General features: G+C 43.1%; 25 protein-coding genes and 1 tRNA gene. 11 read left to right on the forward strand and 15 right to left on the reverse strand.

What is annotated here, in order from left to right; all coding sequences use genetic code 11:
• Positions 1-31: 31 nt before the first annotated feature.
• Positions 32-2242: a S9 family peptidase gene (locus tag L0P88_RS06415; protein WP_247133781.1), complete on the reverse strand. Its 2211-nt coding sequence runs from the start codon at positions 2240-2242 to the stop codon at positions 32-34.
• Between the two features lie 171 nt (positions 2243-2413).
• Here L0P88_RS06415 and L0P88_RS06420 point away from each other — a divergent pair, with 171 nt between their 5' ends.
• On the forward strand, positions 2414-3712 hold the full coding sequence (locus tag L0P88_RS06420; RefSeq protein ID WP_247133782.1) for a hydroxymethylglutaryl-CoA reductase, degradative: 1299 nt from the start codon (positions 2414-2416) through the stop codon (positions 3710-3712).
• The gene (locus tag L0P88_RS06425; RefSeq protein ID WP_247133783.1) at positions 3712-4620 is read left to right on the forward strand and encodes a GYDIA family GHMP kinase; all 909 of its coding nucleotides are present in this window, start codon (positions 3712-3714) and stop codon (positions 4618-4620) included. Before L0P88_RS06420 ends, L0P88_RS06425 begins: the two co-directional genes overlap by 1 nt.
• Here the strand turns inward: L0P88_RS06425 and L0P88_RS06430 are convergent.
• From L0P88_RS06430 to L0P88_RS06460, 7 genes are all read right to left on the reverse strand, one after another.
• The gene (locus L0P88_RS06430; RefSeq protein ID WP_247133784.1) at positions 4617-6737 is read right to left on the reverse strand and encodes a SurA N-terminal domain-containing protein; all 2121 of its coding nucleotides are present in this window, start codon (positions 6735-6737) and stop codon (positions 4617-4619) included. The genes L0P88_RS06425 and L0P88_RS06430 overlap by 4 nt on opposite strands.
• A gap of 108 nt (positions 6738-6845) precedes the next feature.
• On the reverse strand, positions 6846-8135 hold the full coding sequence (locus L0P88_RS06435) for a hemolysin family protein (RefSeq protein WP_281499718.1): 1290 nt from the start codon (positions 8133-8135) through the stop codon (positions 6846-6848).
• A gap of 2 nt (positions 8136-8137) precedes the next feature.
• Positions 8138-8344, reverse strand: a complete 207-nt coding sequence (locus tag L0P88_RS06440; RefSeq protein WP_158776647.1) for a hypothetical protein — start codon at positions 8342-8344, stop codon at positions 8138-8140.
• Positions 8341-8943 (reverse strand): LPS export ABC transporter periplasmic protein LptC, encoded by a 603-nt coding sequence (lptC, locus tag L0P88_RS06445; protein WP_313791594.1) that lies wholly within the window; start codon positions 8941-8943, stop codon positions 8341-8343. The genes L0P88_RS06440 and lptC overlap by 4 nt, the downstream gene beginning before the upstream one ends.
• Before the next feature lie 2 nt (positions 8944-8945).
• Complete coding sequence (locus L0P88_RS06450) at positions 8946-10319, reverse strand: tetratricopeptide repeat protein (RefSeq protein ID WP_247133786.1); 1374 nt, start codon at positions 10317-10319, stop codon at positions 8946-8948.
• Positions 10320-10420: 101 nt separating this feature from the next.
• Positions 10421-11695 carry a hypothetical protein gene (locus L0P88_RS06455; RefSeq protein ID WP_247133787.1) on the reverse strand — a complete coding sequence of 425 codons (1275 nt, stop codon included), beginning with the start codon at positions 11693-11695 and terminating at the stop codon, positions 10421-10423.
• Positions 11696-12424 (reverse strand): type III pantothenate kinase, encoded by a 729-nt coding sequence (locus L0P88_RS06460; RefSeq protein ID WP_247133788.1) that lies wholly within the window; start codon positions 12422-12424, stop codon positions 11696-11698.
• Between the two features lie 120 nt (positions 12425-12544).
• On the opposite strand from L0P88_RS06460, the gene L0P88_RS06465 reads away from it, so the two are divergent.
• From L0P88_RS06465 to L0P88_RS06475, 3 genes are all read left to right on the forward strand, one after another.
• Positions 12545-12617 (forward strand) — tRNA-Phe (locus tag L0P88_RS06465).
• Between the two features lie 54 nt (positions 12618-12671).
• Positions 12672-13034, forward strand: a complete 363-nt coding sequence (locus L0P88_RS06470) for a hypothetical protein (protein ID WP_247133789.1) — start codon at positions 12672-12674, stop codon at positions 13032-13034.
• A gap of 23 nt (positions 13035-13057) precedes the next feature.
• Complete coding sequence (locus L0P88_RS06475) at positions 13058-14428, forward strand: ADP-ribosylglycohydrolase family protein (RefSeq protein ID WP_247133790.1); 1371 nt, start codon at positions 13058-13060, stop codon at positions 14426-14428.
• Between the two features lie 37 nt (positions 14429-14465).
• On the opposite strand, the gene gap is transcribed toward L0P88_RS06475, so the two are convergent.
• Complete coding sequence (gene gap / locus L0P88_RS06480; protein ID WP_247133791.1) at positions 14466-15458, reverse strand: type I glyceraldehyde-3-phosphate dehydrogenase; 993 nt, start codon at positions 15456-15458, stop codon at positions 14466-14468.
• Between the two features lie 433 nt (positions 15459-15891).
• Here gap and L0P88_RS06485 point away from each other — a divergent pair, with 433 nt between their 5' ends.
• From L0P88_RS06485 to L0P88_RS06510, 6 genes are all read left to right on the forward strand, one after another.
• Positions 15892-16092: a hypothetical protein gene (locus L0P88_RS06485; protein WP_247133792.1), complete on the forward strand. Its 201-nt coding sequence runs from the start codon at positions 15892-15894 to the stop codon at positions 16090-16092.
• A 53-nt stretch (positions 16093-16145) separates the two neighbouring features.
• On the forward strand, positions 16146-16664 hold the full coding sequence (locus L0P88_RS06490) for a rhodanese-like domain-containing protein (RefSeq protein WP_247133793.1): 519 nt from the start codon (positions 16146-16148) through the stop codon (positions 16662-16664).
• On the forward strand, positions 16648-17268 hold the full coding sequence (locus L0P88_RS06495) for a TIGR04282 family arsenosugar biosynthesis glycosyltransferase (protein WP_247133794.1): 621 nt from the start codon (positions 16648-16650) through the stop codon (positions 17266-17268). The genes L0P88_RS06490 and L0P88_RS06495 overlap by 17 nt, the downstream gene beginning before the upstream one ends.
• Positions 17265-18080 (forward strand): purine-nucleoside phosphorylase, encoded by an 816-nt coding sequence (locus tag L0P88_RS06500; RefSeq protein ID WP_247133795.1) that lies wholly within the window; start codon positions 17265-17267, stop codon positions 18078-18080. The genes L0P88_RS06495 and L0P88_RS06500 overlap by 4 nt, the downstream gene beginning before the upstream one ends.
• 123 nt (positions 18081-18203) lie before the next feature.
• The gene (locus L0P88_RS06505; protein ID WP_247133796.1) at positions 18204-18905 is read left to right on the forward strand and encodes a TIGR04283 family arsenosugar biosynthesis glycosyltransferase; all 702 of its coding nucleotides are present in this window, start codon (positions 18204-18206) and stop codon (positions 18903-18905) included.
• 10 nt (positions 18906-18915) lie between these two features.
• Positions 18916-19809, forward strand: a complete 894-nt coding sequence (locus L0P88_RS06510; protein WP_247133797.1) for a hypothetical protein — start codon at positions 18916-18918, stop codon at positions 19807-19809.
• A gap of 44 nt (positions 19810-19853) precedes the next feature.
• Here L0P88_RS06510 and L0P88_RS06515 read toward each other — a convergent pair whose 3' ends face one another.
• The 6 genes from L0P88_RS06515 to L0P88_RS06540 all read right to left on the reverse strand — a co-directional run bounded on the left by L0P88_RS06515 (position 19854) and on the right by L0P88_RS06540 (position 25682).
• Complete coding sequence (locus L0P88_RS06515; RefSeq protein ID WP_247133798.1) at positions 19854-20828, reverse strand: hypothetical protein; 975 nt, start codon at positions 20826-20828, stop codon at positions 19854-19856.
• Between the two features lie 76 nt (positions 20829-20904).
• Positions 20905-22149 (reverse strand): POTRA domain-containing protein, encoded by a 1245-nt coding sequence (locus tag L0P88_RS06520; RefSeq protein ID WP_247133799.1) that lies wholly within the window; start codon positions 22147-22149, stop codon positions 20905-20907.
• A gap of 103 nt (positions 22150-22252) precedes the next feature.
• The gene (locus L0P88_RS06525) at positions 22253-22990 is read right to left on the reverse strand and encodes a hypothetical protein (RefSeq protein ID WP_247133800.1); all 738 of its coding nucleotides are present in this window, start codon (positions 22988-22990) and stop codon (positions 22253-22255) included.
• Positions 22990-23994 (reverse strand): glycoside hydrolase family 113, encoded by a 1005-nt coding sequence (locus tag L0P88_RS06530; protein WP_247133801.1) that lies wholly within the window; start codon positions 23992-23994, stop codon positions 22990-22992. The genes L0P88_RS06525 and L0P88_RS06530 overlap by 1 nt, the downstream gene beginning before the upstream one ends.
• Positions 23995-24039: 45 nt before the next feature.
• A complete protein-coding gene (locus tag L0P88_RS06535; RefSeq protein ID WP_247133802.1) occupies positions 24040-24930 on the reverse strand; it encodes a hypothetical protein in 891 nt (296 codons plus the stop codon).
• 29 nt (positions 24931-24959) lie between these two features.
• Positions 24960-25682 (reverse strand): DUF547 domain-containing protein, encoded by a 723-nt coding sequence (locus L0P88_RS06540; protein ID WP_247133803.1) that lies wholly within the window; start codon positions 25680-25682, stop codon positions 24960-24962.
• Positions 25683-25686: the final 4 nt, after the last annotated feature.

Genomic DNA, 25686 nt, shown 5'->3' on the forward strand with positions numbered 1-25686 from the left:
TGGTTTAGTTAACAATTGGATTAAATTCGGTTTAACCCTTTATGGGTTGCTTTAAAAGTTGTGCGGGCTTCTTTGGCCTATCCCTGAGTTTTTCAATGACAAAGTCCGTCATTTTACGATAGAGGTGCTTCCTTGTATTGCCCCCATAGATGCCATGGTTTTTATCCGGGTAAATTGCCCATTCAAACTGCTTGTCGGCCTGGATCAGGGCTTCCGCCATTCGCATTGTATTTTGTAGGTGTACATTGTCATCACCAGAGCCATGTACCAATAAATAGTCACCTTTTAACAACTCCGGATAATTGAATGGGGACTCGTTGTCATAGCCCCCAGGATTTTCCTGCGGGGTCCTTAAAAAACGTTCCGTGTAGATGGTATCATAAAACCGCCAGCTTGTGACAGGGGCAACAGCAATGGCCATTTCAAAAACATCGTTCCCCTTTAAAAGGGAGTTGGTACTCATATGCCCCCCGAAACTCCAGCCCCAAATACCTGTTCTTTCCTCATCAATGTAGGGCAATGCGCTCAATTCCTTTGCTACCGCAATCTGGTCCTCCGTTTCATATTTGACCAAATTAAGATAGGTGGACTTTTTAAAATCCCTTCCCTTAAAACCGGTTCCCCGACCATCAACACAAGCAACGATAACACCTTGGGAGGCCAGCATTTGGTGCCAATAGTCATTGCTCCCCATCCATCGGTTGGCTACTTGTTGTGAACCAGGGCCACTGTATTGATACAACAACAATGGGTATTTCTTGGAGGGGTCAAAATCCGCAGGCTTAAGGGTCCACATATTTAGCTCATTGCCATTTATTGTAATCGTGGAGAATTCCTTAGGGACCATTTCATAATCGCCAAGCTTTGCAAGCAAGGATGTATTGTCCTTGATGCTCTTTAGTTTTCTTCCGTCCTTGGCCCTATTGAGCGTAAATTCATAAGGGGTTTCCGCATTGGAAAATGTATTGATATAGTACGTATAATCGGAGCTGAAATCAGCAGAATTGGTTCCTTCTTTCGTGCTCAACCTTCTTTTGTTCTTCCCCGAAATTGATATGCTGTACACATCCCTGTTGATGGAACCATTCTCCACGGATTGGTAGTAAACCCTATCATTTTTCCGGTCATATCCGTAGTAATTGGTCACTTCCCACGAACCTTGGGTAATTTGGTTGGCCAACCCACCATCTTGATTGTACAGATACAGGTGGTTATAGCCGTCTTTTTCACTGGTCCAGATAAAACCATCATCAGCCAAAAAAGTAAGGTTATCATGAATATCCACATAAGCTTCATCCTTTTCCTCGAGTAAAACGGCGACCGAATTGTCCTTGGCATTGACCTTATGCAACTTTAAATGGTTCTGATGCCGGTTAATTGTTTGAACACTCAGGTAATCGGGATTGTTCATCCATTGGATCCTTGGAATATAGTAGGTATCGCCCAAGTCAATATTGGATAGTTCATCCGTAGCAATATCGTATAGATGTAAACTTACCTTGGCATTTTCCTCTCCCGCCTTTGGATATTTGAACTCGTATTGGGCAGGATACAGATCGGTCCCGTAGACATCCATGGAAAATTGGGGGACATTGGTTTCATCAAAACGGATGAAAGCTATTTTTGTGCCATTGCTGTTCCATTCAAAAGCTTGTACAAAAGCAAACTCCTCCTCATAGACCCAATCCGTAATTCCATTGATGATACGTCCATAAACCCCATCTTGGGTGATTTGTTTGGTTTCACCGGAGACCAAATCCATGAGGTACAGATTATTCTCAAATGCGTAAGCCACTTTGGAACCATCGGGGGACAGTTCCGGCTCCTGGATTTTGTTTTCCGATATTTTTTTTATCGATTTGGAACCAATATCATAAACGTAATAGATGCCCAACCTGGAACGGCGAAAAATGGGCTCTATCGCTGTCGCCAAGAGCATCTTTGATTCATCATTACTGAACTCATACGATGTGAAATACGGAACATTATCCGAAGAGGAGACTATGGTTTCCACCTTTTCCAGGGTTTTGTAATCATATTTATCAATGGAACTCCTTCGGGGATTTCCATCAAAATTGAGTACGGTGTACTGCTTGCCATTTTTCATGGAACGGAGTACATCCATTCCCTGTGTCCTAAACCCACCGCTCCAAATATCCTGGAGGGTGATTTTATTTTTTTGGGCTAAGACAATTGTAAAAGAAGATAAAACGAATATCAGTGGGAGCGCTATTTTTCGCATAGGTGTTTACTGCTTAAAAACGTTCAAGTATACTAATAATTTGTTGAACCCATTTGCCCTTTGTTGTCCAAACCGGTTCCTGAATGTCCTAAATATAAGGATTGATCCCCTCATAGTACAAGAACTAAAGCAAAAACAGTAAAATGTATCTTTGCTGTTTTAAAGATACTCATGCAAAAAACCGTAGAAGGTTTCTCCAAATTATCCAAGGAGGAAAAGATAGATTGGATTGCCCATAATTGCACCACCAATCCAGAGCGGACAAAAACAACCCTGGCCCAATACTGGAACCACGATAGGGAACTTCAAAAAACCCATGATGAGTTTATTGAAAATACGCTTACCAATTACTATTTGCCTTTTGCGGTAGCCCCAAATTTCCTGCTCAATGGAAAGGTGTTTACAATCCCCATGATTATTGAAGAGAGTTCCGTTGTGGCTGCCGCCAGTAAAGCAGCCAAGTTTTGGTTGACCCGTGGTGGGTTCAAAACGACAATACTGGGAACTGAAAAAGTGGGCCAGGTACATTTTATCCATCACGGTGAAAAAAATACCTTAATCGATTTCATCAAGGAAATAACCCCAAGATTTTACGAAGGGACCGAAGCCATTACCCGTAACATGAAAAAGCGGGGCGGGGGCATTACGGCCATCTCCTTAAGGGACAAAACCGAAGGTTTACAAGGATACTACCAATTGCACTGCACCTTTGAAACCTTGGATGCCATGGGGGCGAACTTCATCAATTCCTGTTTGGAACAATTTGCCAAAACCTTAAAGGAAGAGGCGGCGAAAACAGCATTGGAACTTGAGGTCATCATGAGCATATTGAGCAATTACGTCCCCAATTGTCTGGTCCGTGCGGAGGTTTCCTGTCCCATAAGCACAGCTAAAGGTGACACAACGGTTTCTGCCGACTTTGCCAAGCGGTTTGTCCAGGCGGTTGCCATTGCCAAATCCGAACCCTTTAGGGCAGTTACCCACAATAAAGGAATTATGAATGGGATTGACGCAGTCGTCCTGGCCACCGGAAATGATTTTAGGGCGGTAGAAGCGGGTGTACATGCTTTTGCGGCCAAGGATGGCAACTATTCCAGCCTTACCCATGCAGAGATCAAGGATGGCCTGTTTACCTTTTGGATAGAGGTTCCTTTGGCACTTGGCACCGTAGGTGGCCTAACTTCGTTACATCCACTGGTAAAATTGGCTTTGGAAATCCTTCAAAATCCATCTGCAAAGGAATTGATGCAAATCACTGCCGTAGCTGGACTGGCCCAAAATTTTGCTGCATTGCGCTCTTTGGTCACCACGGGAATCCAAAAGGGCCATATGAAAATGCATTTGTTGAATATGTTAAATCAGCTTGGGGCCTCCGAACAGGAAAAAAGACAACTGGTGGACTATTTTAAGGAACGTACCGTGAGCAATGCTTCGGTAAAAGAGGGCTTGGAATTGATTCGGAAACAATAATGGAAACGACCTATTACAGCAATGGCAAATTGTTACTTTCCGCTGAATATGCTGTCTTGGATGGAGCTTTGGCATTGGCGGTTCCTACAACATATGGACAGTCACTGGAAATCATGCCTTCGGATTCCGCAACTTTGGAATGGCAAAGCCTGGAACAACACAACAACGTCTGGTTCAACGCTGCATTCGACACCAAAACGTTTGACATCCATTCTTGTTCCGATTCGGAATTGGCGGAAACCTTAAAACGGATTTTGACCCAGGCCAGGGAACTGAATCCAAAATTCATTGCTGAATCCAAAGGGTACAGAGCCATTTCCAAGCTTACCTTCCCAAGAAATTGGGGGTTGGGTTCCTCATCCACGCTACTGAACAATATTGCCCAATGGGCTTCCGTAGATCCTTATACCCTGCTCGAGCGTACTTTTGGTGGAAGTGGTTACGATATCGCCTGTGCGCAACACAACACCCCTATCCTGTATCAACTTGTTGACAAAAAACCCACTGTCGAAGAAGTAGTTTTCCAACCCTCTTTTCAAAGCCAACTGTATTTTGTCCATCTCAATCAAAAACAGGACAGCAGGGCAGCCATAGCCAATTACCGAAAGCAGGATTTTGATACGTTGACATTGGTCACCGATCTTACCGGTATTACAAGAGAACTTTTCCATACCGCTACGTTGACCGATTTTGAATCTCTTTTAACGGTACATGAGGCTATCCTATCCAAAGTCCTAAAAATAGCTCCAATAAAGGAGCGGCTTTTTTCGGATTATTATGGGGCCATTAAAAGTCTTGGTGGTTGGGGCGGTGACTTTGTCCTTGCCACGGGAAATGAAGAAACCCCCAGCTATTTTAAAGCCAGGGGTTTTACTACTGTTGTTCCGTATTCGGATATGGTGCTTTAATAAAAGGTTGCCCTATTATCCTCAATCTCCGCACTTTCTTTGAGTGCATTGTATACACCGGTATTGACCGCGCTTCGTTTTTGATTGGTAAGGGTATTGGCAAAGGTGCTGAAGTTAGGTAAGGAAGCCCCTTCTTCCTTTTTGGTTACTTTGACCATAAAAAGCCCTGTTTCCCCTTTGATCACTTCGGAGGTTTCACCTTCTTCCAGGGCAAATGCCCTTCCTACGACCAAAGCTTCCCTACCGGCCCCTGGAATGGTAGGGGATTTTCTTGTCACTGCAGTTGCATTTGAAGTGCTTACGCCGTGATTGGTCGCAAAATCCTCCAATGTGGTCACCGCGGTGTTGGACATTATCTGTGCGGCCTTCTTCTCCTTTCGGATTTTTGGCAGTGCCTGTGCCGATGCATCTTCTACGGACATCGTACCTTCCTTGTACTTCTTGGTCAATTGTACTACGGCATAACCATTCGTTAAATCAAATCGCTTGATGTTCCCAACCTTGGTATCTTCATTGAAGGCCCATTGAACGATACTTCTTTGGGAATCCAAACCGGGAAGGTTTTCATCCATTTCCTTGATCTTATTCACGGGACGCACCACCAAGTCACTTTCTTTTGCAATATCGGAATAGGCTTCGGCTTCGGCATCGGAAACTGACATTTCAAATTTGGTAGCATCCGTAAACAAGGCATTGACGGTCTCTTCGGAAGGCTGGATTTCCCTTGATAAGGTAGCGACCTGAAGAATATCCTGTTTATCATCCACCCTTATGATATGAAACCCAAATTCCGTTTCTACCAGACCTATGGATCCCACCGCATTTCCAAAACAAAAATCATTGAATTCATCTGCCATAATCCCTTCCTGAAAATATCCTAAATCCCCACCTCTAGGGGCAGAAGGCCCATCAGAATTGTCCCTTGCCAGTGCAGTAAAATCAGCATCCGTTTTTTTGGCCTCTGCCAAAATCCTTTCGGCTTCCCGTTCTGCTTCTTCCTTGGTCCTCTTAATCTCAGGATTGGCCCGTGTGGCCCCCTCATACGCAAAAAGAATATGACTTGCCTTTACCGAACCTTGGGGTTTTCTTGCCATTACCCTTGACACCCTAAAAAAGTCCCCATCCCTATATGGTCCATAAACCTCACCATCCACCAAATTGAAAATGCTGTCCACAGCAACGGCGGGAAGGTCCTTTTTGGCCTTATAGATGGTATCGAATTTGGTATCGGAATTCCTATCCAGAAAAGCGGTCATGTCCTGGGTATTTCGAAAACCGGGAATGGTATCCGTAGTGTTGCGTTCCTGGATGTACTCTACCGTGTCCTGTAATAATTTGGCGATATCGTCCCTTACCGCATTTTCATCTTCAGCGGAAGCAGCCTCTTCAAAAAACACAAAGCGGATATCCCTTGCTTTCTCCTGTTTAAAATCTTCCTCATTTTCCTTGATGTAGGCGGCTATTTCATCTTTGGACACCTGTATGGTGCTGTCCGGAATGGAAGTATAGGGAACACGTACAAACTGCAAATCCACTTTATCATTGGCCAACTTATAGTCAAATTCCCCTTCGGATAGTGTAGCGCCCGATCCCGCTTTTATCAAATTGAAATAGATTTGCTCCTTGGCGGACTGCATGATCTGTTTTTCAATTTCCAACCAGTTGTCATACAATAAAGGATTTGTTTCCCTCCAATCAGCAATGGCCGCTTTAAAAACCTCTGGGTTAAAGATTCCATTTTCGTCTTGAAAAGAAGGGTCCTGGGCGTAACCCGTATTTTTTATGAAATCCACGATCTGATCGCTCTCCACATCAATGCCCAGCTTATCAAATTGCTGATTTAGAATGGCATTCCTGATTTCTTGGTCATATACGCGGTTTACCAACTGGGTCGATGAAAAACTGGGGCCAAATTGGCGCTGGGCCTGTTCCAATTTTCGGGTAAAGTCCTCCCGTGATATCGGTTCCCCATTGACTTCCGCTATTGTTGAGCCAATTTTTCCTCCGGCAAAATCATTTCCTGTAAACACTCCGGAAATTACAAATGCGAACAACGCCATACCTATGATAAGGATCAATACCGTGGTGCGTTTCCTAATATTTTCTAAAATAGCCATCTACCTGCTTCTTTTCGTTGATTTTAGTGGGCGAAAATACCATTTTCTTTTCAAATGGGAAAGCCAAAAAGCCTTCCATGGAAACCGTACAAAGGTTTTATGAAACTATTAATCCTCTTCCAGGAAATGGACTTCCACCAGGTCTATTTTGTTGTTGGAAACCTCCAAAATCTTAAAGAAGTGATTTTCTGTTTTGATTTCCTCATCCTGTTCGGGAATCTCTTCCGTGATATTGGTAATAAGTCCGCCCAAGGTTTCATACTCTTCACTTTCGGGAAGTTCCAGTTTGTAGTTTTCATTGATATAGTCAACTTCCAATCGGGCAGAAAACCGGAAGGTCCGTTCACTTAGGTGTTCTTCGATCAAATCGGTTGAATCGTGCTCATCCTCAATCTCACCGAAGAGCTCTTCCACAATGTCCTCAACCGTCATTACTCCGGAAGTACCGCCATATTCGTCCAAAACCACTGCCATACTCTTCCGTTTCTTGGTAAGGACGTTTAAGATATCGTGAATCAACATGGTCTCTGGGACAAATTCCACCGGTCTTAAGATGTGTTTTATGGTCTTGGGCATTTTAAAAAGTTCATAGGAATGTACATATCCTATAATTTCATCAACCGTATCCTTGAAAACCAAAATTTTGGAATACCCGGTCTCTATGAACAGTTTGCTTAAGGTCTTGGTGGTTTCATGCAATTCTATGGCCATGATTTCCGTGCGCGGCACCATAACCTCCCTGGCCTTTACTTCTGAAAACTCCAAAGCATTCTGGAACAGTTGTATTTCGGAATCGACCTCATCCTCTTCCTCCACGGTCTCCATTTGTTCCGTAATATAGTCCCCCAGCTCCAATTTGGTAAAGGCCAGTTGTACCTCGTCCCCATCGGTCTTAAAAAATGTCTTTAGAATGAAATCCGAAATTTTAATGACCATCCAGGACAGGAAGGAAAACAGGACATAAAAAACATAGGCGGGGAGGGCCAATACCTTTAAAAGGGTATTGGAATAGATCTGAAAAAGGACTTTGGGCAGAAACTCTGCGGTAATCAGAATAATGAATGTGGAAATCACCGTTTTTGACACCAGACGGAAATCCGTAAGTAGTACATTAACAAGATTTGAGGTGGTGGGCAATACGGTTTGGAACCAATTCATGAGCACATCCCCCATAAACAGTCCATAGACCACCAATGCAATATTGTTTCCAATGAGCATGGTGGCAATAAACTTGGATGGTTTTTCTGTAATCCAGGCCAAAACCTTGGCCAAAAAGCCCTCTTGTTTTTTCTCCAGTTCTATATGGATACGATTGGCCGAAACAAAGGCAATCTCCATTCCCGAAAAAAAAGCGGAGAAAAATAACGAAACAATTATGACAACGTAAGCGGAGTCCACGATCAACCCTGTTCCCGTTCCTTCTTTCTAGCCTCGAATTTTTTAAAATACCGCCTTCGGAAGAAAAAATTGAATCCCGTTACGACAGCCAAAAAAATAAAAATATAGGCCCTGTTCCTGTCGGTTTCCCAAAAATTGAATGCCATGTAAACGGAGAGCAGGGAAACTATCAAATTTATGTAGATGGTATACTTTAAAAATCCTTTCATTCTTCTTCTTTTATAGTCATTAATCCAAAGGTTTTATGGGCACTGAAAAAGGTAAACTCCCGGTTAAAGTCCATTCCCTGTCCATCCATTACGGTCCCATCTTCCGGATTGGTGTATGTAAATTCCGCTTCGGTAAAAATCCATTTGTTCTTACGGTCCCAATACAATTGGGGCGTTTCGAGCTTTTTGCCATCGTGGCTTTCTATGACCACATTGCCCTGCAAATCTATGACATTGGTCTGTGAATAGATAATTCCGTAGTCCGCCTGAATGACACTTTTTTGGTTTTTTTCATCGAAAAAATCCACCTGTAATCCGTTGGGAAAAACCTTGTATTTAAAGCTTTGGTTATCATAATCCTCATTCAAGGGACTTTTCAATATGGCTATGACCCTACTTGTTGCCGAGTCTTGCGTGGATAGTTCTTTTTGCGTCTCGGTATAGGTTAGCGTAAAATTGGTGGCCACACCCTGTGGATAGTTCTTCTTAAGGGCTTCTTGCCCCACGCGTTTATAGCCATCCCCACATCCCCAAAAAAGGATTGCCACAACCATGGTTGTGGCAATCCGCTTTATGTGATATACTGTATTGTGTTTCACCCTTATAAGCTCGGTACCTTTACACTACCTCCAACCCAACAGTTAAACGTTACGGTTTTTCCGCCCATATCCGCGTTAAAAATCATGGTTTTGTCCGGAGCCCTTTGTGCATAGCTCGATGCGGTTTTGTTGGCCCTGGATGCCAAAGATGGGTCTACCCTGCCTGCTTTCCTGGCCATCTCGGCAGCCTTCCAATAAATGGCACGTTTATTAAACGGTGTATCGCCACAGGCATTGGCACTGCTGGCATATAAATTCGCAATGAGCAAATAGGCCTTACCATTGGCAGAATTCGCATTAATTGCCTTTTGGGCATAGTTTCTGGCCTGGGACTTACTATTCTTTCTTACGATGGTCGCAATCTTGTAGAGGATGTTGGACTGTCTGTAGGAATCCGTTTCCAATTCCACTGCCTTATTAAAATCGGCAATGGCCCCTTTATTATCACCATTTTTGGATTTTAGGGTTCCAAGATATACGTATACGTCCGCGGAGGGATCCAATTCTGCCTGAACCTCCACCATCTTGCTGAACAAGGGGGCATCAGTACACTCTTTGGAGAACATCCTTCCCACGGCCCTTTTCACCCAGGTGATGTCTCCTTTTTTGGATTCAAAACTCTTCTCATATAAGGGAATCAGGTTCCCGCAATCTGCCAAGGCCCCCAATTTGGAATCTATACTTCCGGAAATCTTACCATAGGACTCAGAATTGACCGTGGCCGCCTTTTTTTGTCTTTTTTCCTTGGAAGTCAGTGCAGTACCCGCATCCTCTTTTGCCAAAATCTTACCCAGTACAGCTGTCAATTTTTTATTTTCTTCTTCCACCTTTTCAGTAACATCATCATAGGTATCAAAAACCGATTGCAAATCTTTTTTCCCAGCATTGTGCAAATCCACTAGGGAAGAGAAATATAAGTAAAGTGCCTTAGGATTTTTGAAATTATCCCGGTCTTCCTTAAATGCTTTATCCAACATATTGAATAGTTGCTCATCCGAAGCCATTTTGTTGTCATACATCAACAAGGTCTTGTCAATGGCCACTCCCGCCTTTGGGAATTTGGTAGGGAAATATTTTAAGCTATTATCAAACAAGGCCAAGAGGTCCTGGATATATCCATCTTTGTCGGCACCTGATGAATTTTTGATCTTGTGCTTCAAGATTCTTTCGCCCAATGAGAAATTGGCCTTATTGATATCCGGACAATTGTCATAGACCATTTTCCAAGGCTCGTAGGCCGCATCATAATTTTTAACTTTTGCGTGTTCTGCATAAATGGAGAGATTGGTCATGCACTCCGGGTTTTGAGCTTGGGCAATACTTAAACCCATCGACATCATGACCGCTATCATCGTTAAGTAGAGTTTCTTCTTCATTTTACTATATTTAAAGTGGTTAATGTACAAATTTTTATAGTTAAACCTCTATTTTGGTTGGTTTTAAGCTTTTTATTTAAGAATTTTTTAAACTTTTAACGCTAGTTTATTTTTCGTTGAATAAACCACTGGTCATTTAGCGAAAGTCCTATACTCACATTTAAATAACTTTCCTCCAAAAGTCCTCCGGCCCTGGTTCCCCTTCTGCCCAGTTCAAATCCAATGTTCAAATTGGAAAACCGATCCGATCCGGTTCCCACAATCGGTACACCAAATCCAAAAGTTATGCCAAAGTTGTTGATCTCCCTTCCTTCGACCACCAATCCCGTTTGGTCATAACGCAATCCTCCGCGATACGTAATTCGATTAAAAATCCCCGATAATGCCGAATAATTGGGCACATAGTAGCCCCCCAATGCCATAGTGCTGGCATCCTCAAAGGCTACATTCTCCTGGCCCAAAAAGGTATTTTCAAAGGAACTTAATCCTTGAAAGGCATACTCCGCCCCAACAAACCATTTCTTATCTTCCCCATAGCCAAGACCAATGGTGGTCCGGGTAGGAATCTTAAGCTCGGTATTTCTTAGGTTACGGGCATCCAGGTCCACATCGAATACTTCTATTTCACCACCCTGCAGTGAAAAGGAACCTATCTGTTGTGAATTTTGCGAAACCAAATTGATTTGGGTATCCACTCCCAAATGGGTAAACAAGGTATGCTTTTCCCCTATTTTAGGCGTGTAGGTTCCACCAAAATTAAAATCAAAGCCATTAATACGGGATTCACGTCTGTCCAGCGTTCCAAACTGTACATTTTGGGTGCTTTGGACCCGATCGTAATCCAAAGTGCCAAAGTTGAAATTCACTGTGGCCCCCAATGCAACGTTTTTGATCGGTTGAAATCCAAGGGAGAGAAACACCTTATTCAAACCTCCTTCACCGGAAAAAACGTTGGTAACGGTGTCCTGCTCCGCATTGATGGTTTCAGAAATTAAATCATATCCTACGGAGGTAAAGGGCTGTATGCCAAAACTAATGGCAGTATTTTTGGCCAGTGGGAAGCCCACGGCCAAATAATCCAAATTGGTAACGGAAGTGCGTTGTGTCTCGGAATTGTCCCTTAGGCGCAGTTCCCTATGTGATATCCCTGCGGTGTACGCCGTTAACCGGAGTTTGGACAAGGCTGCCGGATTTCTTAGGTTGATATGAATGCTGTCCCCATAGAGTTGTAGGCCACCCATCATCCTATTTTCAATGGTACCATTGTTCCTGGTATCACCAACGCCAAAATATGAGTACGGGGAAATTGTGCCGTTTTGAGCATAGATGCCAAAAGAAAGTAGACATGCCAATGCTATCAAAAAATTTTTGACCATCTAATGTTTATTGTATTCCAGTAGGTAATTCAGCCCCTCCAATAGGAATTTAGAATTGGCAAATATGGAATTTTTTAACCGTTTGGCAAAAAAATGGGAATCCCCGCCTGTTAAAATAACTGTTAAATGTTTAAAGCGGTTTTTGTATTGATCAATGGTACCGTCCAACTCATGGCAAATACCTTGCATTACGCCATTGTGCATGCTCTTTTCTGTAGTATTACCGATAAAATTGACAGGAAATTCCGGCCCCAAATGTGGGAGTTTTGCCGTTTGGTTATGCATTGCCAAGTAGCGCATACGAAGTCCAGGGGATATGGCCCCTCCCAGATATTCCCCATCACTATTCACAATATCATAGGTGATGCACGTACCCATGTCAATAATCAAGGTATTGCCCTTAGGGTTGTTGTAGAAGGCCGCTGTGGCCAGGGCCACCCTGTCCATTCCCAGGGTCTGTGGTGTGGCATAATGATTTTTGAAGGGTATCTTGGACGTGGCGGAGAGCACATGGACCTTACAAAAAAGGGAAAGGATTTTGTGCTCTTTATGTTCCAAATTGCCCACCGATGAAATTATGGCATAGCTTATTTTTGGGTAAACTTCAAAAAACTGTTTTACCTTGGAAAGGAAAAGACCGGATTCCGAACTTTGGTCAACAATCAGTTTTCCCCTCTCAAAAACGGCGTATTTGACCAAAGTATTTCCAATGTCCACGATAAGGTTCATAGGACAAAGGTCGGCAAAGAACAGGTTACACAAAAAAGCAGGGCTCTTTTTGGTGGCAATAATTTGTAAATCCTAAATTTGAAACTATATTTGCAGCCCTTAAATGGGAAACCGTAAGGAGGTACCTTAGCTCAGTTGGTAGAGCAACGGACTGAAAATCCGTGTGTCCCTGGTTCGATTCCTGGAGGTACCACGAGCATAGCGAGTGGAAGCTACAGCAAACGTCTTGTGAGAACAAGGCGTTTTTTTGTGCGCTGGCACAAAGAATCGAAGCCTGTCCCGAGCGACGGCCGAGGGGATTCCTGGAGGTACCACGGGCATAGCGAGTGGAAGCTACAGCAAACGTCTTGTGAGAACAAGGCGTTTTTTCGTGCCTTGGCACAAAGAATCGAAGCCTGTCCCGAGCAACGGCCGAGGGGATTCCTGGAGGTACCACGAGCATAGCGAGTGGAAGCTACGGCAAACGTCTTGTGAGAACAAGGCGTTTTTTTGTGCGCTGGAACTGGAAGCCGGTCGCACAAATAATGTGGATTGGAATCATGTGTGTGATTATTCGTCCAATCCTGCCATCCTTTTCAAGACCATAACGGAAAAAACACTTCTTTTGTAATGGGTCCACAAAATAATCATTCCATGAAAAAAAATTGGTTGCTTTTAGGAATAGTAATCCTCTTGCACGGCTTAAGTTCCTGCGGGGAGGACCAGACGGAAGTGCACCTTCCCCAACCCCAAAAAACCCTGTATACCCCCTCCCGCACCTTCCTTACCAAGGCGGAATACCATGACAAGGTTTTGGGTGCGCTGGTAGGCTCTGCCATAGGTGATGCCATGGGTGTGGCCACGGAAATGTGGAACCGTAGGGACATCCAACGAAGGTATGGTTATATTTTGGGCCTTAGCCCGGCATTGACCAACCAATCCCCGGAAGGACCCTGGGAACATAACCTTCCGCCAGGCGCTACTACTGATGATACCCGATGGAAGTATCTTTTGGCAAAATACATGGTGGGACATAAGGACGCCATCAATGCTAGTGCCTTTGCCAAATTTATTACGGATTATTACCAAAGCCAGACAAAAAAATTATCCGATGTGCATATCCAAAACCATCCCGATAGCCTGGATGCTAAAATTGAAAACGTGGACTGGATCAAGGAATGGGCACGGGTGGCCTTCTCCTATCAAGAGGGCGACATCGCCCATCAACATGTTGGGCACCGCTTCTATGGTGGGGAAATGAGTTGTGCCGGACTGTTGTACACCCCCCTTTTTGGTTTGGTGGCCCCAGATACGGAAACCGCTTATACCCTGGCCTATGAGCATGCCATTTTTGATATTGGCTATGCCCGGGACATCTCCAGTTTGGCATCGGCCATGTGCCATATGGCCATGCATACCCAAAATATGGACTCCATTTTAAATGTACACGCGTTTATTGACCCCTACCAGTATTTGGACAGTAGGTTGGTTGGGCGGATCCCCCATATGATTGCGCGTACCACCGAGAATTATGCCCTGGAAGCGATGGAAATTGAAGAAATCCCATTGACCCAATCCCTTATCCGCAATGATAGTATTACCCTGGGCCGTATCCCAACAAATGGAGTGGCCGTAATGGTCCATAAAGAGGCCATCCAATTACGTATTCCCAAAGGATTTCCCGGAAAGGATTTGGATTGGTACAGGCAGGAGACCATTTATAAAAATCTGGAAAGGAACCAGCGGTTGATTGCCTTTCATGCTGGGGAAATCTGGGAAATATTGATTGCCGGACTCAAGTTTGGTGGCGGTGATTTTGAAACCACATTACAGTTCATCATCAATTACGGCCGTGACAATGATACCGTTGGGGCCGTTGCAGGTATGATCTTGGGGGCCAAGGACGGGTTCCACCAACTGCCCGAAGAATTAAAAACGGAAGTACTCGCCATTAATAGGGACGTATTGGGTATTGACCTGGAAGCCCTTGCCGATGAATTGACCGAATTGGCCTACCCGGAATAAGGGCTCCCAAGTGTTCCCCAAAAGAGGGCAGAAACAACTACCCCTTAATTTCCAAAAGCTGCCGTATCATCTGGTTCGTAAACCCCCATTCGTTATCGTACCAGGTCATTACTTTTAATAAGTCCCCGTCCACTACGCGTGTCATCGCCAGGTCCACCGTTGAGGCATACGGACTTTTAATAATGTCCGAGGATACAATAGGCTCATCGGTTACCGCCAATACCTTGGCATAACGTTCCGTTTGGGATTCTTCTATCAAAATTTGATTGACCTCCTCTGGGCTGACTTCCTTTTCCATAACAAACGTCATATCGGAAATGGAACCTACAGGAACAGGGACCCTAATGGCCACGCCATCAAACTTCCCGGCATACTCCGGTAGTGCCTTGGTAGTGGCAATGGCCGCTCCCGTAGTTGTAGGAATCAGGTTTTGTGCTCCCGCACGGCCCATCCTAAAATTCTTCTTGGAAGGGGCGTCCACAATCCCCTGCGAAGCGGTATAGGCATGTACCGTGGTCATAATGGCCTTTTTAATCCCAATCCTTCTCCCCAAAATCTCCACTACCGGACTAATGTTATTGGTCGTACAACTGGCACAGGAAAAAACACTTACCTGACCATCCTCGGAGTTTACCCCATGCACCACCGTTGGGGTATCCACACTTTTGGTGGGGGCAGAAATGACCACGGTTTTGGCTCCCGCCGCTATATGGCGTTCCGCATCTTCCCCGTTGGTGAAGACCCCTGTGCTTTCAATAACCACTTCTACGTCATATTCCCTCCAAGGCAATTCCTCGGGATTGCGGATGGAGGAATACTGTATGCGTTGCCCATCCACAATAAGGGTATTCCCTTCATGGGCAACTTCTTTTTCATAGGTTCCATAGACCGTATCATACTTTAGAAGGTAAGCCGTATTGGCTATGGGTACAATATCGTTTACCGCCACCACTTCCAAGCCCGGCGTTTCGTTGATTACTTTTAGGGCCGCACGTCCTATGCGCCCCATACCGTTGATTGCTACTCGCATTTTCTTGTGTTCTTAGGTTTAACTTTGTTTTGGCTTAGTCTTATTTAGTACGTGGAAATTACAATTTGAACCTATCCGAAGTTTACCAAAAGGTTAAAAATGAATAACTCCTTTTTAAGAAAATGGAGCGATACCATTTATAAAGAATTCCTTACCAATTATAAAGATTAACCATAGTTGAACTATGGTTTTTTATACTTTCAAACTATAATTAACCTTAAAAAGATGAACACTACAGGAGAGAAACTCGGCTATTTTTGTTGGTATTTGGTTTTGGGCCTATCGATTGCCCTTTTCCTGTCCAACCTATTCTTTTATTTCAACAATTAAGCTCCCTAAATGGAAGTGACCAAATCAATCATTACATCATTGATTTAAAACTTACCCATGAAAAAGGTTTCCATGTTCAAGGTAGTACAGCGTAAAACGGTAAATGGAAACCGAATTTTTAAAACGAACAGTCCACTCATCATTTATCCTTGAACTGGAGTACAATGGAACCGGAAAATCATGGTTCCATTGTATTCCCTACTTCTTTTCAATTCGGCAATATTCCCACTTCCTTTCCAAAGGAACCAAAAATCAAGAAGCCGCTATTGCACTTACCCCCTCTGTTTTGTTACAAGTTCCCTAAAATCCACTATTTGAAACATTGGTATCCATATCTTTGGATTCCAAATGAAGTCCATGCGCATTCGTCTTCTTTATCTGCTGTTCGTATTCACTGCAATGCCCTGCATTTCGCAAACCATCGATGGGGCCCTAAAACGTTTTAACAGCGGAAGTGTACCCTATATTAGCGTGCCGGAATTAAAAGGTTCAAGTCCAATCCTTTTGGATACCCGTAAAAAAGAAGAATATCAGGTGAGCCATATAGAAGGAGCTATCTGGACCGGTTTTAAAACCTTTACCTTGGACTCACTTCAACGTCAAGTTCCTGACAAAGAAGCGCCTATAGTCGTGTATTGTTCCATAGGTGTTCGCTCCGAACAGATAGGGGAAAAACTGCGCAAAGCTGGCTATTCCAATGTAAAAAATCTTTACGGAGGCATATTTGAGTGGAAAAATCAAGGTAATCCCGTGGTGGATTCGATGGGTCGGCCCACGGAAGAAGTGCATGCCTTTGACAAGCATTGGGGCAAGTTATTGACCAACGCCAAAAAAGTGTATCATACAAAACCAGAACGGATTGAGAACCAACCCTGACCTACTCCTAATTTTTACCCGGAACCCGGAACTTGGAAAATGCAAGACACGCCTGGCGGCAAAAATTGGTGACAAGGCCGCATTGGATATCTATAATTTTTTGCTCCAACATACGGTCGCCATTACACGAGAACTGAAAGTTGACAAATGGGTGTATTATTCCGAAGCGATTTGGGAAACGGATATTTGGGACAACAAACACTACGGAAAAGAACTTCAAGAGGGTACCGATTTAGGGGAGCGCATGATGAATGCTTTTCAAGAAGGTTTCAACAAGGGGTATGAAAAAATTATTATTATTGGCAGCGATTTGTACAACTTATCCCAAACGGATCTGGAAAACGCTTTCAACCTGTTGGAAAAACACGAATTTGTGGTTGGTCCTGCCGAAGATGGTGGATATTACCTGTTGGGAATGCGGAGCTTGAAAAAGGAATTGTTCCAAAACAAAAACTGGGGGAACGATACCGTACTAAAAGCCACCTTGAACGATTTGACTGAAAATGACCATGTCCTTTTGGATACCAGGAATGACGTGGACCACTATGAGGATATTGCAACCATTGCAGCGTTTCAACCCTTTTTAAAACATATGCGGAAATGACAAAAAAACAATTGGATGAATCTGTTGGATACCTAAAGAACAAAGGTTTTGACAAGCCGGAAATAGGTATTGTACTGGGAACGGGCCTAGGACAACTGACCAACGAAATTAAAAATCCCATAGAGGCCCACTATAACCATATCCCCTATTTTCCATTGGCCACCGTTGAGTTCCATTCCGGGAAGCTTATTTATGGAACAATTGAAGGAAAAAAAGTGGTGGTCATGCAAGGTCGTTTTCATTTATATGAGGGATATGATTTTCTGGATGTGACCTATCCCGTCCGTGTCATGCACCAGTTGGGAATACAAAAATTGTTCATCTCCAATGCCGCTGGAGCCATCAATCTGGACTTTAAAAAGGGGGATATGATGTTGATTGAAGATCACATCAACCTACAAGGGGGCTCCCCTTTGGCCTTTAAAAATGTTGCGGAATTTGGAGATCGATTTGTGGATATGAGCGAACCTTATGATGTGGAAATGAGGGAAAAACTGGAAGGGATTGCCAAAAAAGAAGGAATCTCACTAAAAAAGGGAGTCTATGTCTCCGTAGTGGGTCCACAACTGGAAACCAAAGCAGAGTACCGGATGCTGAAAACCATGGGCGCAGATGCCGTTGGCATGAGTACCGTTCCCGAAGTCATAGTGGCCAATCACTTAAGACTACCGATCGTGGCGGTATCCGTTTTAACGGATGAGTGTGATCCAGACAATCTAAAGCCCATAAATATCCAGGAAATCATCGAAATTGCAGGAAAGACCGAACCAAAAATGGTAAAATTGTTCAAGGAACTGATCAATCATATCTGACTTGCCGCTTACGATCCATGACCTTAAGGCCAGGCCCAACGATAAAAATTGGGAATAAGTGAAATCCCTACGTAAGGAAGAAAGGTTTTTTGCTACTCTTATTGGCATAGAAGCCCAATTCTTATGAACGACGCTTTAGGTATAAGCATTATCATCCCTACATTGAATGAAGCCCAAGGTCTGGGTCGTGTCCTGGAACACCTCAATACCATTAAAAACAAAAAGCTCACCAAGGAAATTATTGTCGTGGACGGGGGAAGTCACGACCGAACCATTGAAATAGCCTCACATCACGATTGTACCGTAGTACATTCAAAGGCGGGAAGGGCAACACAAATGAATAAAGGAGCCGAAATGGCCCAAGGTGAACTCCTTTATTTTTTACATGCAGATACCTATCCTCCCAAAAAATTTGACCATCTCATCCTCACGGCCGTTCATGATGGTTTTGAAGCCGGTTGCTTCCGTATGAGGTTCGACACTAAAAATCCGATCCTTCGGTTTTTTGCCTGGTTATCCAGGGTGAACCATACCTTGTGCAGGGGGGGAGATCAATCTTTGTTTATTACAAGGACACAATTCCGGAACCATCAAGGTTTTGATGAGAAGTATCTTATCTATGAGGATAGTGAATTCATCCAAAGAATATATAAAAACCTGAATTTTAAAGTGTTACCACAAAACGTCATTACCTCAGCACGAAAATACAGACAAAAAGGATGGATGAAGGTCCAATTCCATTTTGGGATGATCCACCTCAAGAACTTTATGGGGGCACCTCCCAATGAGCTTTACAGTTATTATAAAAAACATCTATTGAACTAAACCCACACGCATGATGTCTAAATCATTTTTTTTCGTGTTTGCCATTTTCCTATTGCTATGTAGCTGTATGGAAGAAAAAAGGGACAAACCAAAATCCATAGTGGACAAGGATTTGGCAATGGCCCCAGAAGGTTGGATACGGAAAAGGGTACAAAAAGCAGCACAACGATTTAATGCCACGGAAGCAGGGAAGATTGTTTGGCAGGCCATGGAAGCCCATGGTGGGCTGGAGAATTGGTATGGCAACGGTCCCGTGTCATTTCATTTTAATTATCAACCCTTGGACGGCGGCGTACCAAGAAACACATACCAGGTTATAGATACTTGGTCCAGTAGGGCAAGACACTATCAGGCAGGGGACTCCCTGTCCCAATACGGTTGGGACGGCAAAGCGGCATGGGTAATGGCAAAAGACAGTACTACGTTCAATTACAATACTAGATTTTGGTCCCTAACACCTTACTTTTTTATGGCCCAACCTTTTGTTCTCGATGGAAAAGGTGTTCATTTGGAACAACTTCCCCAGAGAAACCATAACGGCAAAATTCAGGATGTGATCAAGGTAACTTTTGATCCAGGCACCGGTGATGCTCCCGACGATTACTATATCCTTTATTTTGATGGCGAAACCCATTTGCTAAATGTTATAAGGTATATTGTTTCTTACCCTGGGTATTTTGAAAAAGGGAAGCATCTTCCTGAAAAATTTATGCTTCTTGAAGGAAAGCAGACCATAAACGGGATTCCATTTCCAAAAACCTATAAAACGTTCTGGCTTACCAGTGATGGGCAACCCGGGGAGCATATCACCGATATTACTTTGGATGCGATAAAATTTATGCCAAAATTGGAAGCGGAACTTTTCCATAGTCCACCAGAAGCCAAAATCCTGGATGGCCTATAAAAGCCAAAATCAATAGGAGTTTCTGGAGTTTAAAGCCAAATCAATCAGTTGTTCTCTAGGGATAAATTCGCGTAATCCGTTAGGACACCGTTGGTAATGATATTGGTAAGCACATTTTCTTGGGAGCTGATCGATATTCTTTCCTCAATACTGGGATTTCTGGAATCCCCTATATCAATCATAGTTACAGGAGGCAATACATTGGTCACCAAATAAAGATTGCTGCTATTGGCAAATACTTCGGTAAAATTCTTCTGCTCGTTTTCAATGCTGTTTTTATTGAAAATGTGCTGTAAACTCTTTGCGAAACGCTCACTTTCCGGGCTTTTACCATGATGGAATATGGAAACCTCAAAATGTTTGCTATCCTTTACCGTGTTATTCAGGTTAATGACCACTATTCGTTGGTACTTCCCCATATTCTTCAGGTAGCGCTTGTTTATTATTTCAACATAATGCTGCATCTGGTTTTGGTCCGCTATGGCATTTTCAGTGGTATCACCATTTTCGATTGCGGAAGGGGAAGATAAAATATCATCGTCCTTCAATTCATCTATTAAATACACTTTGGCCCCGTGCACCATCAATTTTTGGGCAACACTGCGTACGATCTGATTTCGTACAAATTGCAATTCCCTTGACCCCTTCACACCATTCTGACCGGACAGCAAATAAATGACCGCATTTTTTAATCGTTCACTCTTAGGGGAAATGGAACCCAACTCTTCATCAAAAATGGGGGATTCCTTATCAATCCCTTCCGAAATGCTCAAAGCCATTTTTTTAAAGGAATCCGGAGCATCCGGGATTATATATTCCCTATCCAGGTAGAGTTCGCTGCCATTTTTCAAGTCATTAAGATTCAGGCGAACAAAATCCGCATAATATTTAACCGGATCCAAACCTTGCTTCCGTAATATGGAAAAAATACCATCACCACTTTCTGCCTTTACCGCAATGGTTTGGGCAGTTGTTAGAAAACTACAGGAGAAAACTAGTATTAAAATGAATGGTTTCATTAAAATCATATCGCTGTGACGGCAACAAATATAGTGCTTCATCGATGAAATGCAAAAAATATCGATGAAATGTATTCTAAAAATATTGACCTATCCCAAAAACGACCCCCCTGGTCGCATTGGTGGTAATGCCATGACCGTAATCTATTCTAAAGATGGCATTGAAAATGCGCTTATGGATAAGCCGTATCCCTATTCCTGGATATATGCGGAGGTTCTGATCATCGGCAAAGTCCCCAAAATCACCCCCTGGATTCCGCCAACTTCCCCCATCTATAAAAATGTTCCCCTGAAGGACAAACCAATCCTTTTCAATAATGGAATGTCTGTATTCCGTATTAATGACAATGGCACCGGTTCCGCGGTCAATAACGTTGCCAACTCCACGAATGTTCAAATTATTGTCCACCGCAAAAGGTGCAAAAGGGGTGTCCAGATTGCTGGCCAGTCCCAATCGTAGCCTGGAAGCCCAATTCCCTTTTTTCCCTACCCTCATGAAGTAGGAAAAATCATTGAACCCAATCCAAAATTCCGGAAGTTGATCGCTTGTACTGACTACATACTGAAGGTTCAATACGCTTCGAAACCCATTCAAATAATGATAATAATACGTAATGCCATCATGATTGTAAATGAGTTTGTACAACAACTTATCCACCATAAGTTCCTGTGGGACATCTGGGGAAGTGGCTCCAAAAAGGTAATTGTAATCCTCGGTAAATAGATTGATTCCCAATTCAAAACGATTTTTAAAATTAGGCTCAAAAAGTGCCAAAAGCTCAATGGATTCGTTATTGTACTCATAATCTGCAGTTCCGTTGTCCAAAAAGACCGGTTCCTGTGTAGTTAGGTTCTGGTAATTTAGGGCAAGCCCCCATTTATTGGAGAATAGATATGGAGCCCGAATGTTAAATCCATAGGAATGGAAAACATCGTACTGATAAAATGCACCCAAGGTCATGTTCTCGCCCAGAAAGTTGAATTCCTGCAATCCAACCCTAAAGGCGAATTCGTCATCATTTGAGGTGAATATATTGGCAAAGGGAATTAACGTGAAATTCTCCTCTATACCATAAATTACGTTGTAATACCCTTCCACATCGGACATAAATACTTGATAATAGGCATGTGATATGGACGGCAATCGAATTAACCGGTCAATATCCATCTGAATTTTTGTGGAATCCAAGACCTGACCCGGTTTTACCTGGGAAACCTTTTTAATGAAAGCTGTCCTGGTACGTTTGTTTCCCTGTACTTTAAGGTCCGCTACCAGAGGTTCCTGTCCCTGCATTCCGGTCAACACTAAAAAGAACACCATAAAAAAGTGAAATTCCCGAACCAATAGCTTTTCTTTTTTTTAGGGAACCTATACTACTACAAGGTAAACAATATCCCTAGACCGCAATCATTTTAATAGCCCTCTATTGTAAACTAAATGTTATTTCTGAAAAAAGGTTGACCCAGTTATCTTCCGTTACTGCCAAAAGCGAAAAATTATAAGGGACATTCAATTCCAATTCCGGTGGTATCTCCCGTGTAATATTGAGCACCACATTATCCAATTTGTAGTATTGGAAGTTTCTTTCCAAGGTGTAGGTGCCGGACAAAAGATCATCATCTTGGGTGGACACTACATGAAAATAGATAATGGAATCCCCAAAAACACCGTCTACCCAATTGAATTTTGGCATTGTGGGTTGTTCCCTATTGTCCACACTTACGTTTTCCGGTAGAAACTCCGTGATTTGGGTGAGATGGCGCAACCGAATGGGATTGGAAATATGGACCACCCCATTCTCTTCAAAGGTGATGATTACCCACTTTTCACGTTCTGGGTCCACTTCAAAAAACTGGAGGTAATTATTAAAAATCCCCCGCAAAGGAGGCAGTTGTTCCGTATAGTTCCCATAAGTATTGGGATCTTCGGTGATTGTTTCCGTTTCAAAATAGCGGATATTGGTTACCCCGGGCCTTGGGTAAAAGTACACATTGACCAGCTGGCCATCCCTACTGTTTCCTGCACAGGCAATGACACTAGAACTCACAATTTCCCTTCCTTCAATGGCAGATGCCAAGTTAAAACGGCTTGGATCATTTTGCTCATCAGTGGAACAGGAGCAAATCAAGAGCACCCAAAAAAAATGAATGGTCCTCCGCATCACATTGCGGTTTTATAGAACTCCTTAATGACCCTTTCCGCGGGTTTGTTCTGTGGGGTAAAGCGATTGTCTCCCGATCCTCCCGAGCGTTTATGATGGATAAACCATTTCCAGACAAAACCACCGGCAAACCACTCTTCTTTCCAAAAATCATCAAAAACCACCTGTAGCGCTTTTGCCTGGGCATCCAAATTCACCTGCATTTGGTTTTGATCGACCAACCACGGCTTTTTGGCCGTATAATCCATACTGCGATAACCAAATTCCGTGAATAGGATTGGGGTTTGGTAGTGGTCCGACATCTCTTGCATGGCAGATTTCCATTTTTGCCAGCCTTCCCGCATTTGTTCGGGAGTTGGATTACGGGCCTCGGACAATGGAAAATAGGCATCCACCCCAATATAATCCAAATCGTTCCAAAAGGGTGTACGTTTATACTCATCCCAATTGGCCGCATAAGTCAATTTTCCTTTGTAGACCTTTCTTATCTCCGTTATGAGCGTACTCCAAAAACCAGGTCTGTTTTTTATGAACTCATCCAGTTCGGTCCCAATACAGTAAACAGCGGTTTTTGTTTCCTGGGCCAATTTGGCATAAGTTAAAATGAAGTCCTTATACGTTTGTTCCAATGTTTGCCAGTCTTTTTCATTTTTCATTAAGATATCCCCGGTAAATTCACCCCGCCATACCCATATCTGTGGTTTCAACATGATCTTTATACCATTCTTTTGAAGCAGCTGGATATACTGCTTGGCTCCTGCCCTTGTTTCCCCATACCATTGACGGTCCGTATCAAATATTACATTGGGGTTGTCCAAACTTCGAATAAAACCAAAGGGCATAACGGCGGCGTAATTGGCATGTATTGCAATTACCGGATCTATATGTTCCTGGTTTACTTCTTCCCTCGATCCAACAAAACTTATTCCATTGATTTTGTCAACCGGTTGACTACTGCAGGTAAGTTGGAGTAAACCTAAAAAAAGCAGTCCCAATCGTTTCATAAAAACTTCGATTGGGACTAAAATACTTTTTTTAGGGACAACCCCTTAAAATACAGCCCTCAAACCTATGTTAAATGTTTCTCCAAGACCCGTATCATTACCCCTTACAAAGTTGGTGTACAATCCTTCAATGTTCAATTCCTTTGTTATTTGGTATTTTAATCCGCCCCCCAAGGCCGTAAAATCCTGGGAAAATTCGGTTCCCCCCAAATCCAGCAATTGTGAGTGCTGTGCCAAGACCAATACCGTGAACTTGGAACTCGGGAAATAACTTAAAAAGAGTCCGGGGGTCAGTCGTAAACTATTGTTGGCAAAGCTATCCGCCTCATCCCCAAAATTGAGCTCAGAGTTGATTTCAGAGAACAATTGCCATTTGCCTTCGGCGAAGGAATAATCATAAAAGAAACGATTTTGCCATATAAAACCATCTTGGTCCAAGAACACTCCATTCTCCGTCTCATTATCCACCAGGGGAATAAAAAATGCACTTTGTATGGAAAAATTATTTACGCTGGCAAATGGGGTAAACTTAATCGCAGGTGCAAAAGAGGTGAGGCCAGACCTTGCTGAACCTTCTTCACCATCAAAGGACAAAAAATCAAACAAACCCCTTCCTCCAACAGTGTTGGATCTAAATTCCAGCAACAGCCCTACATTCACACGCCGGTTTTGACCTACTCCGGTAAAAATATCCAAAGTGGAGGTGAAAAATACATTCCTTGGTATATCACCGCTGAACGTATCTTCCGTTTCGGTATACAGGTTATTGAACCATTTAATGTCCCATTGTCCTTTTCCAATGAGCTTTGACGGTGTCAAATTTTGAATATTACTCCCTTGGGAGGCATCGTCCTGGTCATTCGTATCCTGTGCGCTAAGCGTAAATGTGGATAAAAGGAGCCCAGCCATTACTACATGGTACTTAAAATATTTCATGATTTAAAATTCTAGCGGATTAGTTATTACTATTTAATTTCGTTTAAAGACCAATCATAGGGATAGTAACCTATCTTCGCCGAGGTGTCCAATTTTTCCTCTCGGAATTGGTTTACATAATCAATTTCAGATTTTCCGCCCTGGGTAAAATCCCCTTTGTACCATTCAAAAATCTGGGACAACTGTACCTTTCTACCTTTAGTCTTAATAAAGTTTGAATTGTTCAGGGCCAAAGTTGTCTGCCGTTCCAATTGGGATTCCAACTTTTCGGGGGTATAGGCTTCATTGATGATGGGGGGACAGCCCAAACCTGCACAGACCAACACAAAATGAAAACGGGCTTCCTGGGGGAAGTTTCCCCGTAACAATTTGTTTTCAATATCGTTCAACGTAATTTGTTTCCCCCCAATGTCCCTTTTCGTCTTGTCAAAAAAGCCTTTAATGTCCAAGGGGGACTTTACCGGGTAATTGTCCACAATTCCCTTTATAACGTGAAGGTTGTACCCATTTATCCAAAAAGCCTGGTAGTTTTTGGCATCACTTTTGGAAATCGAGATGGTCTTGCCCAAATCCAAAACTTCCAGAAGCAATTCGGGATTGGATTGTATGGCCTTATAATCAACCAATCCATTTTTTACATAAGTAGTAAAAAAGGTATTGGACTTTGAGAAAAAATCCGTCACATCCTGTGCACTCCCAATTTGAAAGCTTAAAAAGAGTATTCCCAATTTTATAAAAGCGGTCGTTTTCATTTTT

The organism is Muricauda sp. SCSIO 64092, from assembly GCF_023016285.1.
GTDB lineage: Bacteria > Bacteroidota > Bacteroidia > Flavobacteriales > Flavobacteriaceae > Croceivirga.